The following is a 13,201-nucleotide window of genomic DNA, read 5'->3' as shown; positions in this document are numbered from 1 at the left end:
CACCGGGCAGCGCCGCCCGGAGGAGGTCTCGAGGAGGAAGCCCCCGGATGAACAGAACACGGCTGAAGCCCCGCACCCTCGTCGGTGCCGTCGCGGTGATCGCCCTCGCCGCTCTCTCCCTGCAGGGCTGCGCCGTCGTGAACGGCAGCGGTGACGACCCGAACACCCTCCGCGTGATGATGGGCGCGGACACCACGTACCCCAAGGAGCGCAAGCAGTGGCAGCAGGACACCGCTGCCGAGTTCAAGCGCACCACCGGTGCGGACATCCAGTGGGAGACCTACTCGTCCGCACAGGAGGAACTGACCGCGATCCAGACCAGCGTCATCTCCGGCCAGGGCCCTGACGTCTACGCCATCGGCACCACGTTCACCCCGACCGCCTACGCCACCGGTGCCTTCGTCGAGATGGGATCGAAGGAGTGGAAGGCCATCGGCGGCAAGGACCAGTTCGACCCGGCCTCGTTCGGCATCTCGGGTCCGAGCGACTCGAAGCAGATCGGGATCCCGTTCGCCAGCCGTCCGTTCGTGATGGCGGTCAACAAGGACCTCCTCGAGAAGGCCGGCATCACCGACATGCCGACCACGTGGGACGAGCTGACCGAGGACGCGAAGGCCACCACCAGCGGTGACGTGCACGGCATGGCGATCGCCTACGCCGACGGCTTCGACCCGTGGAAGTTCGTGTGGGGCATGGCGCAGAACGCCGGCAACACCATCGTCGACGGCTCCGAGGCCGAGATCGACAGCGATGCCGTCGAGAACGCGTACCGGACCTACTTCGACTGGGTCACGAAGGACGGCGTCGTCGACAAGGCCGCGATCGGCTGGAACAACGCGCAGGCCCTGGCCCAGTTCACCGAGGGCAAGGCCGCGTTCTTCCCGATGACGACCACCACCGCGATCAACTCGTTCAAGGACACGAAGGTCGACGGCAAGTACGAGTTCGCCCTGCTCCCCACCGTCCCGCCGGGTGCGAGCGAACGCCCCGCCGACGGCATCGAGGCCGCGAGCATCCTGTCCGGCGACAACTGGGTGGTGGCCGACTACGGCACCAAGCAGCAGCTGTCCTTCGACTTCGTCAAGCAGCTCAGCGCACCGAAGGCGCAGCTCGAGTACTACGACCTGTTCGGCAACCTGCCGACCAACGCGTCCGCCGCCGCTGACCTGGCGGCAGACAACCCCCAACTCAAGCCGATCATCGACGCGGGCCGCCTGTCGAAGCCCACCGCCTTCACCGGCGCCTGGTCCGACATCCAGCTCGCCCTGGTCGACGTGGTCGTGCAGTCGATCCCGTCGCTCAAGAGCGGCGAGGTCACCGACGACCAGCTCCGCAAGCGTCTGCAGGACGCCCAGAAGGACGCCCAGTCCACCCTCGACCGTCAGAAGAACGGAGGTCTGTGATGACCAGCACCCAGACCAGACCGCCACAGCGCACGGAGCAGACGGTCCGCCCGCACGGCACGACGCCGCTGTACAAGAAGGAGCGTCCGCTCTGGATGCTCATCCCCGGCGGCGTCCTCATGCTCGCCGTCATCGTGGTGCCGCTCCTGGTGGGCTTCTTCATCGCGATGCTCGACCTGGACCAGTACACGCTGCGGCAGTGGTTCAGCGCCCCGTTCGTCGGCTTCGCGAACTTCACCGAGGCCTTCACGAACTCGCCCCTGCTCCACTCGATCTGGATCTCGGTGTCGCTGTCCGTCCTGGTCACCGCGGTCACCGTCCCGATCGGCGTCGCTGCGGCGATCTCCACGCAGAACCGGTTCCCGGGGCGCGGCCTCGTCCGGTCGATCTACCTGATCCCGTACGTGCTGCCCGCGTTCGTCGTCGGCACGTTCTTCCGCACGATGCTGCAGCCGCAGGGCGTCGTGAACTCGATCCTGCACACCGACGTGCTCTGGCTGAACGGCTCCGCGTCCTACTGGGCGCTGACCGGCGTGATGATCTGGACGAGCTGGCCGTTCGTCTACCTGCTGTCGCTCGCCGGACTGCAGGCCGTGGACAACGAGGTGCACGAGGCCGCCGCGCTCGACGGGGTGACCTGGTGGGCGAAGCTGCGCTACATCATCTTCCCGTACCTGCGCGGGCCGCTCAGCCTGGCGGTGATCATCGCGATCCTGCACAACATCAACAACTTCACCCTGCCGTTCGTGCTGTTCGGCATCCCGCTGCCGTCGAGCGTCGAGGTCATGCCCGTCCTGACCTACATCGCGAGCTTCCAGTCGTTCCGCTTCGGCCTGTCAGCGGCCATGGCGATCTGCTCGCTCGTGATCGTCGCCATCCCGCTGTTCGTCTACCTGCGAGCCGTCAAGCTCGACACCGGTGACGACGCGGGCCCCAACCGGAAGCAGCGCCGCGCCGACCGCGCCACGCTCGCCGCCGCCCCGACCGCCGCCGACATCGACGGAGCACGCGCATGAGCACACCGAGCTCGACCTTCAGCACCCGCACCCGCCCCACCGCGACGCTCACCGAGAGCATCACGACCGGAGACCGCAGGCAGCCCCACAAACGCCCCTACGACACCGACGTCACCCGGCTCCTGCCCCGCTGGCTGCTCATCGTGGTGATCGCGATCATCATCGCGTTCATCGCCGTCCCGGTCCTGTACATCCTGTTCGGCTCGGTGAACTCGGACGTCGCGGTCGCCCGCGGCGAGTACTTCCCGTCCGAGTTCACCCTGTCGAACTACGTCGAGATCTGGTCGACGGTCGCCCTCGGCGAGGGGCTGGTCAACTCGATGCTCACCGCCGGTGCGGTCGCCATCGCGAGCGCCGCGCTCGCCGTGTCCACCGCGTACGTGTTGGTCCGGTTCCGGTTCCTCGGCCGCCTGACCATCCTGCGCGGGCTCCTCGCGCTGCAGTCGATCCCCGGCACGCTCCTGCTGCTGCCCGTGTTCGTGGTGTTCTCGAACATCGCCAGTGCCACCGGCGTGCAGATCATCGGCACCCGCTGGGGTCTGTTCGTCACCTACCTGACGTTCGCCCTGCCGTTCTCGACCTGGGTGATGGTCACCTACCTGCGTGGTCTGCCCAAGGAACTCGAGGAGGCCGCCCGCATCGACGGCGCCTCGAGCACGAAGATCCTGACGAAGATCGTCCTGCCGCTGTCGTGGCCCGGCATCGTCGTCTCGGCGATCTTCGCCTTCCTGCTCGGCTGGAACGACGTCCTGTTCTCCACGATCATGACGACCCCGAACACCCGGACGGTGGCCGTCGTCCTGCAGGTGCTCGGCACGGCGCAGGAAGGCGGTGCGGTCCCGATCTACGGCCAGATGATGGCCGCGTCGATCGTCTGCGCCGTGCCGGTCGTCGCCCTGTACCTCATCTTCCAGCGCTACCTGGTGGGCGGTCTGACGGCCGGCTCCGTCAAGTGAGCGCGGCAGTCACCGCAACCCAGAACCGGACTGGAGGCCCGTGGCGGCCCCGCCACGCGCCTCCCGTCCGACACGAAAGGACACCATGACCGACCAGCCCACGTGGGAACTCTCCGGCTTCGGCGACGAGATCGACGCCGACCCCGTCGTCCAGGTCGCGGTCCTGCAGGCGCTCGGCGCGAGCGCCATCGAGGTCCGCAGCGCCTGGGGCGTGAACGTCGTCGACCTCGACGAGGACCAGCTCGCCGGACTCCACCGCCTGCTCGAGGAGCGCGGACAGACCGTGTCCGCCATCGCCTCGCCGATCGGCAAGGTCTCCGTCGACGAGCCCGTCGAGCACGAGGTCGGACGGCTCGGTCGCGCGATCGCCGCCGCGCACGCCCTCGGCACCACGAACATCCGGATCTTCTCGTTCTACTTCGAGGGCCGGCAGCCGGAGGACGTCCGCGACGACGTCCTCGTCCGGATGCGCGCCCTGGCCGACCTCGCCGAGCGCGAGGGCGTGACCCTGCTGCACGAGAACGAGAAGGACATCTTCGGCGACGTCCCCTCCCGCGTGCTCGACATCGTCGAGAGCGTCGGGTCGCCGGCGCTCCGACTGGCCTGGGACAACGCGAACTACGTGCAGTGCGGCGTCAAGCCGTTCACCGACGGGTGGGCGCAGCTCGAGCCCTACGTCGACTACCTGCAGGTCAAGGACGCCCTGGCCGCCGACTCGTCGGTGGTCCCCGCGGGTGAGGGCGACGGCGAACTGCTGCAGACCCTCACCGCGCTGCGCGACGCCGGGTACTCCGGCTACGCCTCGCTCGAGCCGCACCTCAGCGACTTCACCTCCCTCGGCGGGTTCTCCGGCCCCGCGGCCTTCGGTCGCGCCGGTCGTGCCCTCCGCACCCTCACCGACCAGATCGGAGTCACCCTGCGATGACCACCCCACTGAAGCTGGCAGTCGTCGGCGCCGGCGTCATCGGACGCCACCACGCCACGGTCGCCGTCCACCACCCGGACCTGCAGGTCGTCGCCCTCGTCGACGCGATCCCCGCCGCCGCCACGAGCGCCGCCGACGAGATCGAGGCGATGGGCGTCGCCCGCCCCATCACGACGGCCACCATCGAGGAGGCGATCGCGCAGACCGACATCGACGTCGTCGCGATCTGCTCGCCCTCCGGCATGCACGTCCAGCTCGCCGAGGCCGCCCTGGCCGCCGGCAAGCACGTCGTCATCGAGAAGCCCCTCGACACCACGATGCCCCGGGCCCGGCAGATCGCCGCGCTCGCGGCATCGGCCCGCGACCGAGGACTCGTCACGAGCGTCATCAGCCAGCACCGCTTCGACCCGGCCTCGGCCGCCGTCGCCGCAGCCGCCCACGACGGCGGGTTCGGCACCGTGACCTCCGGCCTGGCGAGCGTCGCCTGGTACCGGTCGCAGGGCTACTACGACTCCGGCGACTGGCGCGGCACCTGGGCGCTCGACGGTGGTGGCGCCGTGATGAACCAGGGCGTGCACACCGTCGACCTGCTCGTCTGGGCACTCGGCCGTCCGGTCGAGATCTCGGCACAGACCGGGCTGCTCGCGCACGACCGCATCGAGGTCGAGGACACCGCCGTCGCCACCGTCCGGTTCGCCGGCGGCGCGCTCGGCGTCATCCACTGCACGACCGCCGCGTACCCGGGCCTCTCCGCCCGCTACGCCGTGTACGGCACGCACGGGTCCGCGATCGTCGACGACGACCGCTTGGCCTACTTCCACATCGCACCCGACGCCGCGACGCTCGAGTCCGCCTCGACCACCTCGAACGCCTCGGCGGTCGCGGGAGCGGTCGACCAGAAGGACGAGGTCGTCCCGCCGGAGCACGTCGTCGGCGGGCCGGCCGAGCCCGACCACTTCGCCGCGGGGCACGGCCGGCAGTACACCGACATCGTGGCCGCGATCCGCGAGGGCCGTGCGCCCGGCGTGACCGTCGACGCGGCCCTCGTGTCGCTCGCCGTCGTGCGCGGGCTGTACGTCAGCGCGACGCTCGGGCAGCCCGTCCGGATCGACGACGTGATCGAGGGCAAGTACGACGATGTGGTGCCCGTGGTGGGCGCCCACGAAGGAGCATCCCGATGAAGTTCTCCGTGTTCACCGCCTCGACCCCCGACTGGACCCCGTCGCAGGCCGCCTCGACGCTGGCCGAGCAGGGCTGGGACGGCGTCGAGTGGCGCATCGTCGACGACCGCCCCGCGGACGGCACCGTCGTGCCCGCCGGTCGCTCGTTCTGGGCCGGCAACAACTCCACGTGGCAGTTCACCGGCATCCAGGACCAGGTCGGCGAGATCGCGCGGATCACCGACGCCGCCGGCCTCGAGTACTCCGGCATCGGCGGGTACCAGCAGGCGTCGGACCACGAGGGCGTCGAGACGATGCTCCGCGTCACGAGCGAGCTCGGCGCCCGCCAGGTCCGGATCTCGATGCCGGTGTACCGGCAGGAGAAGGAACGCACCGGCGAGACGTACGGGCAGGTCTTCGACCGCACCCGTGCCGACCTCGAGTGGGCGGTGACCCGGGCGACCGAGCTCGGCGTGAAGGCGCTCGTCGAGCTGCACCACATGACGATCACGCCCTCGGCCTCGGCGGCGCTGCGGCTCGTCGATGGCCTCGACCCGGAGCACATCGGCGTCATCCACGACCTCGGCAACCTGGTCATCGAGGGGCAGGAGGACCACCTCGCCGCGTTCGAGCTCCTCGGCCCGTACCTCGCGCACGCCCACGTGAAGAACGCCCGCTGGGTCGACACCGGCGACACCCGCGCCGACGGCAGCACGATCTGGCAGAACGAGTGGGCGCCGCTGCGCACCGGGCAGGCGTCCGTCTCCGAGTACCTCGACGCCCTCCGCCAGGTCGGCTACGACGGCTGGGTCACCATCGAGGACTTCTCCACCGACCTGCCGCTCGAGGCCCGCACCGCCGACAACCTGGCGTACCTGCGGTCCCTCGTCCCGGTGTCGGCATGACCGATCGCCGACCGGGCATCGTCCACCTGGGGGTGGGGGCGTTCGCGCGTGCCCACCTCGCCTGGTACACCGCCCACTCCGCGGGGGAGCCGTGGGGCATCACCGCCTTCACCGGCCGCTCGCCCGCGGCGGCGGACGCCCTCACCGCACAGGACTGCCGCTACACGCTGGTCACGCGTGCAGCGACCGGCGACGACGCCGAGGTGGTCGACACGATCATGGCCGCCCACCCGGGCAGCGACGACACGGCCTGGAGGCACGTGGTCGCGTCCCCGGAGACCACCATCGTCACGCTGACGGTCACCGAGCAGGGCTACCGGTCCGGTTCCGACGTCCCCGCCCGGTTGGTCGCGGGGCTCGACGCCCGGCGCAGGGCCGGCGGCGGCCGCATCGCACTGGTCAGCCTCGACAACCTGACGCACAACGGTGCGGTGCTGCGCGAGGCCGTGCTGGGTGCCGCCACCGACCCCGCACTGCGCGCGTGGATCGAGGCGACCGTCTCGTTCCCGTCGTCGATGGTCGACCGGATCACCCCCGCGACCACCGACGCCGACGTCGAGGGCCTCGCCGCCCTGCCGGGAGCGCTCGCCGGCGACCGGGCGCCCGTCGTCACCGAGCCGTTCGCGGAGTGGGTGCTCGAGGACGCCTTCGACGGGATCGACCGCCCCGCGTGGGACACCGCCGGCGTGCGCATCGTCGACGACGTCACCCCGTACGAGCAGCGGAAGCTCTGGCTGCTCAATGGCTCGCACTCGCTGCTCGCGTACCTCGGGCTCCAGCGCGGGCACGAGACCGTCGCCGCGGCCATGGACGACCCGGTGTGCCGTGCCGCCGTCGAGCAGCTGTGGGACGAGGCAGCCCGCGAACTGCCGCTGCCGTCCGACGAGGTCGCCGCCGCCCGCACTGCCCTGGAGGACCGGTTCGCGAACCCGCGCATCCGGCACACCCTGCGGCAGATCGCCTCCGGTGGATCGCAGAAGCTGCCCGTCCGGGTCGTCGACGTCGTGCGGCACCGCCTCGAGCGTGAGCCGTCCGCCGGCATCGGTCCCGGCGCCGCGACCGCGATCGCCGCGTGGTGGCTCCACGTCACGACGCAGCCCGACCTCGTGGACGACGACGGAGCCCCCGGGGCAGACTCGGACGTGCACGACGTGCTGCGCGTCATCGCCCCCGACCTCGACACCACCGACGTGGTCGACGCGATCACCGCGGCGGCCGACGACATCCGGGCGGCGAGCACTGCCGCACGCACCACCACCAGCACCGACGAAGGAGTCCACGCATGACCGACACCACCACGAACCCCGCGGCCCCGGTGCCGGGCGCCGCCGACACCGGTGCGGCGACCGGGCACACCTCCGGGCGTCCGGACACGTGGGCGTCGGCCGACCGCGGCCAGCTCATCGAGCGCGCCGAGGTCATCGTCACCAGCCCGAACCGGAACTTCGTGACGCTGAAGATCACGACCGCCGACGGCGTCACGGGCCTCGGTGACGCGACGCTGAACGGCCGCGAGCTCGGCGTCGCCGCGTACCTGTCCGAGCACGTCGTGCCGCTGCTGATCGGCCGCGACGCCAGCCGCATCGAGGACGCCTGGCAGTTCCTGTACCGCTCGTCGTACTGGCGCCGCGGCCCCGTCACGATGGCGGCGATCGCGTCCGTCGACATGGCGCTCTGGGACATCAAGGCCAAGGTCGCCGGCATGCCGCTCTACCAGCTGCTCGGCGGCGCCTCGCGCACCGGGCTGATGGCGTACGGGCACGCCTCGGGCAAGGAACTCCCGGAGCTGTTCGACTCGATCCGCGAGCACCAGGAGGAGGGCTACCGCTCGATCCGCGTGCAGACCGGCGTCCCCGGCCTCGAGAGCATCTACGGCATCGCCTCGAACAAGACCACCGAGGGCAACGAGGGCGTCCGGTACGACTTCGAGCCCGCACAGCGCGGGGCCTTCCCCGCCATGGAGGACTGGGACACCCGCGCCTACCTGCGCCACGTGCCCACCGTGTTCGAGGCCGTCCGGAGCGAGTTCGGGCCCGAACTGCCGCTGCTGCACGACGGCCACCACCGGATGACCCCGCTGCAGGCCGCGAAGCTCGGCAAGTCGCTCGAGCCGTACGACCTGTTCTGGCTCGAGGACTGCACCCCGGCCGAGAACCAGGAGGCGCTCAAGCTCGTCCGGCAGCACACCACGACGCCGCTCGCGATCGGCGAGGTCTTCAACACGATCTGGGACTTCAAGGACATCATCCGCGACCAGCTCATCGACTACGTCCGCGGAGCCGTCACGCACATGGGCGGCATCTCCCCGCTCAAGAAGACGATGGACTACGCCGCGATGTACCAGATCAAGTCCGGGTTCCACGGGCCGACCGACATCTCGCCCGTCGGCCTGGCAGCCCAGATGCACCTCGGGATGGCGATCCACAACTTCGGCATCCAGGAGTACATGCAGCACGGGCCGCAGACGAACCAGGTGTTCCAGCAGACCTTCACCTTCACGGACGGCTACCTGCACCCCGGTGACGAGCCCGGCCTCGGGGTCAGCCTCGACGTCGACGAGGCCGGCAAGTACCCCTACGAGCAGGCCTACCTGCCGTTCAACCGTCTGGCCGACGGCACCGTCCACGACTGGTAGCGGGCAAGCTGGTGGCATGGAGTTCGCGGACGTCGCCAAGGAGCTACTGCTCGTCGCGCCGGGGGACTTCGTCGCCGAGCGCACGGCCCGCCAGCGCGCGGTCCGGAAGGACGACCGCGACCTGGCGGCGGCGATCGGGAAGCTCCGGAAGCCCGCACCGGCAGCGTGGGTCGTGGACCTGCTCGCGCACGACGGCGCCCTCGACGACGCGGTCGACCTCGGCCCCGCGCTGTGCAAGGCCCAGGCGGACGCCGACCCCGCTGCGATCCGGACGCTCCGACAGCAGCGCTCCGAGGTGATCGAGGCGTTGGCGCAGGCCGGCGCCGACCTCGCCTCGGACGCCGGACACCCCGCGACGCCCGCCGTGCTCGACCAGGTGCGCGCGACCATCGAGGCCGCGATGGCCGACCCGTACGCCGGAGCCGCCGTGCGCTCGGGGCTGCTCGTGGCACCGCTGGAGAGCGTGGGGTTCGACGCGGTCGACCTGGACGGGGTGCTCGCGGATCCGGACGCGGTGCCGGACGCCTGGTCCGGCAGTGATGCCCCACCCATCCCGATCACCGAGGCGAGGGGCGCGCGGAAGGCGAGCCGTGCCTCCCGGTCGACGGAGACCGCACCACAGGACCGACCGGAGCCGGACGCCCAGCCGGAGCCGAAGCGTGACCCGGCCGCTGAGCGGAAGGCCGCGCGCCAGGCGGAGACCGCTGCCCGGAGCGAGTCGCGGGACGCCGACGCCGCACTCGACGCGGCGGAGTCGGAGCTCGAGACGGCCGAGGAACGCCGGGCCGACCTGCAGCGCGAGCTCGAGCGGGCGGCGGCGACGATCGAGGAACTCGAACGCGCTCGCGACGCCGCCGAGGTCACGAGCAACGACGCCCGCGAGCTGCTGGCGGCCGCGCAGGAGCACCGGCGCAGCCTCGGTCGCTGATCCTCGCGGAGCGTTCTTTCCCATCACGCGCGCGATGGAAGGTCGAATCGGGCGTCCTCGGCCGAAAGGAACGACCACCTACGCCCGGAACGACCAACTACGCCCGGAACGACCCACTACGCCCGGAACGACCTCCTCCGCCCGAGACGACCGCCGATCGTTACACAACAGTTGTCGTTCTTGACGAGCGGCGTTGGAGCGGTCTAACGTCGGTCACCATGCTTCGGGCCGGCGATGGTCCGCCGGGATCCGTCTCCGCACCAGCACGGGGCGCCCCGGGTACAGGACTCGCATCATCGCCGACGCCCCGACCGCCCGCAGCCACTGCGCGGGCGGTCGGGTGCGTGGCGCGCGGCGCACCCCGGAGACATGCCGCGATGCCGGGTCGAGCACTCCGGGGCCCCTCCAGGAGAGACGACACATGTCGGAACCCCGCACCAACCGCACCACGACCCTGACCCCGCCGAACGGCGTGACGACTGCTCCACCCACGGCCGCACCACCGGCCGCCGAGCGCGAGGGCTTCATCGCCCGCCTCGGCATCCCGCACCCGCTGCGCTGGGGCTTCCTCGGTGTCCTCGTCTTCATGACGGGCGACGGCATCGAGTCGAACTTCATCGCTCCGCACATCGCCGCGGCCCTCGGCTCGGGCGGCACGGACAGCGCCGCGATGGTCATCGGCATCTACGGCGTCGCCGTCCTGGTGGCGTCCTACTTCGCCGGCGTGCTCTCCGAGCTGTGGGGCCCGCGTCGCGTCATGACGATCGGCGCCGTCCTCTGGGTGGTGTTCCAGGTCGCGTTCCTCGCGGCGCTGCCCACCGGGTCGGTCGGCCTCATCGCCCTGACGTACTTCCTCCGTGGACTCGGGTTCCCGCTGTTCGCCTTCTCGTTCCTCTGCTGGGTGAACCACACCGTTGCGCGCGACCGGAACGCCACGGCCGTCGGCTGGTTCTACGTCGTCTTCACCGGTGGCCTGCCGACGCTCGGATCGCTCATCGCGATCGGCAGCATCCCCGCGTTCGGCGGCGGCCACGCGGGTGAGACGTGGTCGATGGCCCTGTCGCTCGTGCTGGTCGTGGCCGGCTGGGTGATCGTCCGGTTCGGCGTGCACGAGCGGACCGGGCTCGGCCGCATCGCCCCGCGCTCGCACTCCGCCGCACGGGTCATCGCCAGCGGCATCGAGGTCTGCATCACCCGCCCCAAGGTCCTGCTCGCCGTCGTCATCCGGCTCGTCAACACGGCACCAGAGTTCGGCATGTTCGTGATCATGCCCGCGATCATCGGCACCGAGCTCGGGTGGGGCCAGTCGAAGTGGCTCACGATGACGGTGATCGTCTACGCCGGCAACATCCTGTTCAACGCCTTCTTCGGCGCACTCGGCGACCGCATCGGCTGGATCCGCACCGTCAAGTGGTTCGGCATCGGCGCCTCGGCGATCGGACTGCTGGCCTGGTGGTACGTCCCGCACCTGGTGCCGGCCGGTTCCGAGTGGGGCTTCTGGCTCGCCACCGCCGCGGGCACGGTGTTCGGCATCATGCTCGCCGGGTTCACGCCCATGGGCGCGATCGTCCCCGCGTTCGCCGGCGAGGAGCGCCGCGGTGCCGCGATGGCCATGTACGCCACGGCAGCCGGCGGTGCGACCTTCCTCGGCAACGCCGTGGTCAGCGCCGTCCTGCCGTGGGGTGGGCCCGGTGGTGTGGTCTGGACGTTCGTCGGCCTCTACGTCCTCGCCTTCGTGGTGCTGTCGTTCCTCAAGGTGCCGAAGGAGGCGGTGGCCGCCGGGCACTGAGGCACGACACGCCCGACGGGTGCTGGTAGAGTGGGTGATTGACTTCGGCGAGGGCCGCGACAGCGGCCGTGATCGACGCGGTGGGAGACCCGGCCCAGCCCAGGGAACGTTCCTCACGCGTGCACGCGTTCGAGTTGCAACACCACAGACCCCCACGATGCCGGACCGCCGGTGTCGACCCCCGAGACCAGGAGGCACCATGGCCGACTACACGAAGCTCGCAGCGGACGTCCGCACCAAGTTCGGCAAGGGTGCAGCGCGCAAGCTCCGCGCCGCCGACAAGATCCCCGCGGTGGTCTACGGCCACGGCACCGAGCCGAAGCACATCTCGCTGCCCGGTCACGAGACCATGCTGCTCGTCCGTACCGCCAACGCGGTCGTCGACCTCGACATCGAGGGTGCGGCGCAGCTCGCCCTCGTCAAGGACGTCCAGCGTGACCCGGTGCGTCAGATCATCGAGCACATCGACCTCGTGGTCCTGCGCCGCGGCGAGAAGGTCACGGTCGACGTGCCCGTCGTCGTCGAGGGCGAGTCCTTCTCCGGCACGATCCACGTGCAGGACCTGAACACCGTCTCCCTGCTGGTCCTCGCGACCGACATCCCGGAGCACGTCGTCGTCGACGTCGAAGGCCTCGAGGACGGCAAGCAGATCACGGCCGCCGAGCTGACCCTCCCCGAGGGCGCCGAGCTCGAGACCGACGGCGAGGCGCTCGTCGTACAGATCGTCACCCCGCGTGGCACCGCCGACGACGACGCTGCGGACGAGGCCTCGGCCGAGGCCGGTGCCGAAGCCGGTGCCGAGGGCGGCTCCGAGCCGGTCGACTCCGAGTAACACCCCCTTCGAAGGCATCTGGTCGACGCTGTGGCGGATCGAACGCTGGTCGTGGTCGGACTCGGGAACCCCGGGCCCGACTACGCCGGCAACCGTCACAACGTCGGCCAGATGGTCCTCGACGAACTCGCCGCCCGCATGGGTGCGCGGTTCAAGAAGCACAAGACGCCGAACCAGGTCGCCGAGGGGCGCCTGGTGCCCGGCGGTCCGCGCCTGGTGCTGGCGAAGCCGGGCTCGTTCATGAACACCTCGGGCGGACCGGTCTCGTCGGTCCTCGGGTTCTACAGCGCCACCCCGGCCGACCTCGTCGTCGTGCACGACGAGCTCGACCTGCCGTTCGACTCCGTCCGCCTCAAGGGCAGCGGGGGTCACGGCGGCCACAACGGGCTGCGCGACATCATCAAGGCCACCGGCACGAACGAGTTCACGCGCGTGCGGGTCGGCATCGGTCGTCCGCCCGGTCGTCAGGACCCCGCCGACTACGTGCTGCGTGACTTCTCCGCAGCCGAGAAGAAGTCGCTGCCCATCCTGCTGGCCGACGCCGCGGACGCGGTCGAGGCGATCGCCGAGGTCGGACTCGTCGCCGCGCAGCAGCGGGTACACGCACCGTCCTGACCGGGCCGCCCGTGTTCGCCCGTCGCGCACCACGCGG

The 13,201-nt window shown here is 70.7% G+C and carries 12 protein-coding genes; all 12 read left to right on the top strand.

All coding sequences use genetic code 11. The features are described from left to right. Window positions 1-47: 47 nt before the first annotated feature. The 12 genes from OGL88_RS03065 (at window position 48) to pth (ending at window position 13,164) form a co-directional block, all read left to right on the top strand. Window positions 48-1,403 carry an ABC transporter substrate-binding protein gene (locus OGL88_RS03065; protein ID WP_263089495.1) on the top strand — a complete coding sequence of 452 codons (1,356 nt, stop codon included), beginning with the start codon at window positions 48-50 and terminating at the stop codon, window positions 1,401-1,403. Further along, on the top strand, window positions 1,403-2,419 hold the full coding sequence (locus OGL88_RS03060) for a carbohydrate ABC transporter permease (RefSeq protein ID WP_263089494.1): 1,017 nt from the start codon (window positions 1,403-1,405) through the stop codon (window positions 2,417-2,419). The genes OGL88_RS03065 and OGL88_RS03060 overlap by 1 nt, the downstream gene beginning before the upstream one ends. Beyond that, window positions 2,416-3,375, top strand: a complete 960-nt coding sequence (locus tag OGL88_RS03055; protein ID WP_205464057.1) for a carbohydrate ABC transporter permease — start codon at window positions 2,416-2,418, stop codon at window positions 3,373-3,375. Before OGL88_RS03060 ends, OGL88_RS03055 begins: the two co-directional genes overlap by 4 nt. Window positions 3,376-3,460: 85 nt before the next feature. Beyond that, window positions 3,461-4,300, top strand: coding sequence for a sugar phosphate isomerase/epimerase family protein (locus OGL88_RS03050; RefSeq protein ID WP_263089493.1), 840 nt, complete (start codon window positions 3,461-3,463; stop codon window positions 4,298-4,300). Then, the gene (locus OGL88_RS03045; RefSeq protein WP_205464059.1) at window positions 4,297-5,481 is read left to right on the top strand and encodes a Gfo/Idh/MocA family oxidoreductase; all 1,185 of its coding nucleotides are present in this window, start codon (window positions 4,297-4,299) and stop codon (window positions 5,479-5,481) included. Before OGL88_RS03050 ends, OGL88_RS03045 begins: the two co-directional genes overlap by 4 nt. Then, window positions 5,478-6,365 carry a sugar phosphate isomerase/epimerase family protein gene (locus OGL88_RS03040; protein ID WP_263089492.1) on the top strand — a complete coding sequence of 296 codons (888 nt, stop codon included), beginning with the start codon at window positions 5,478-5,480 and terminating at the stop codon, window positions 6,363-6,365. Before OGL88_RS03045 ends, OGL88_RS03040 begins: the two co-directional genes overlap by 4 nt. Beyond that, window positions 6,362-7,651, top strand: coding sequence for a mannitol dehydrogenase family protein (locus OGL88_RS03035; protein WP_263089491.1), 1,290 nt, complete (start codon window positions 6,362-6,364; stop codon window positions 7,649-7,651). Before OGL88_RS03040 ends, OGL88_RS03035 begins: the two co-directional genes overlap by 4 nt. Beyond that, window positions 7,648-9,000 (top strand): D-mannonate dehydratase ManD, encoded by a 1,353-nt coding sequence (gene manD / locus OGL88_RS03030; protein ID WP_240347602.1) that lies wholly within the window; start codon window positions 7,648-7,650, stop codon window positions 8,998-9,000. The genes OGL88_RS03035 and manD overlap by 4 nt, the downstream gene beginning before the upstream one ends. A 16-nt stretch (window positions 9,001-9,016) precedes the next feature. Next, window positions 9,017-9,928 carry a hypothetical protein gene (locus tag OGL88_RS03025; RefSeq protein ID WP_263089490.1) on the top strand — a complete coding sequence of 304 codons (912 nt, stop codon included), beginning with the start codon at window positions 9,017-9,019 and terminating at the stop codon, window positions 9,926-9,928. Window positions 9,929-10,349: 421 nt separating this feature from the next. Next, window positions 10,350-11,717, top strand: a complete 1,368-nt coding sequence (locus tag OGL88_RS03020) for an RbtT/DalT/CsbX family MFS transporter (RefSeq protein WP_263089489.1) — start codon at window positions 10,350-10,352, stop codon at window positions 11,715-11,717. A gap of 199 nt (window positions 11,718-11,916) precedes the next feature. Beyond that, the gene (locus OGL88_RS03015) at window positions 11,917-12,549 is read left to right on the top strand and encodes a 50S ribosomal protein L25/general stress protein Ctc (protein WP_205464064.1); all 633 of its coding nucleotides are present in this window, start codon (window positions 11,917-11,919) and stop codon (window positions 12,547-12,549) included. A gap of 30 nt (window positions 12,550-12,579) precedes the next feature. Next, the gene (gene pth, locus OGL88_RS03010) at window positions 12,580-13,164 is read left to right on the top strand and encodes an aminoacyl-tRNA hydrolase (RefSeq protein WP_263089488.1); all 585 of its coding nucleotides are present in this window, start codon (window positions 12,580-12,582) and stop codon (window positions 13,162-13,164) included. Window positions 13,165-13,201: the final 37 nt, after the last annotated feature.

Origin of the sequence: Curtobacterium sp. RIT-PI-V (genome assembly GCF_025642935.1) — a bacterium.
Taxonomy (GTDB): Bacteria; Actinomycetota; Actinomycetes; order Actinomycetales; family Microbacteriaceae; genus Curtobacterium.
The sequence above is the reverse complement of the archived record's forward strand: the minus strand, read 5'-3'. Positions and strand labels throughout refer to the sequence as shown.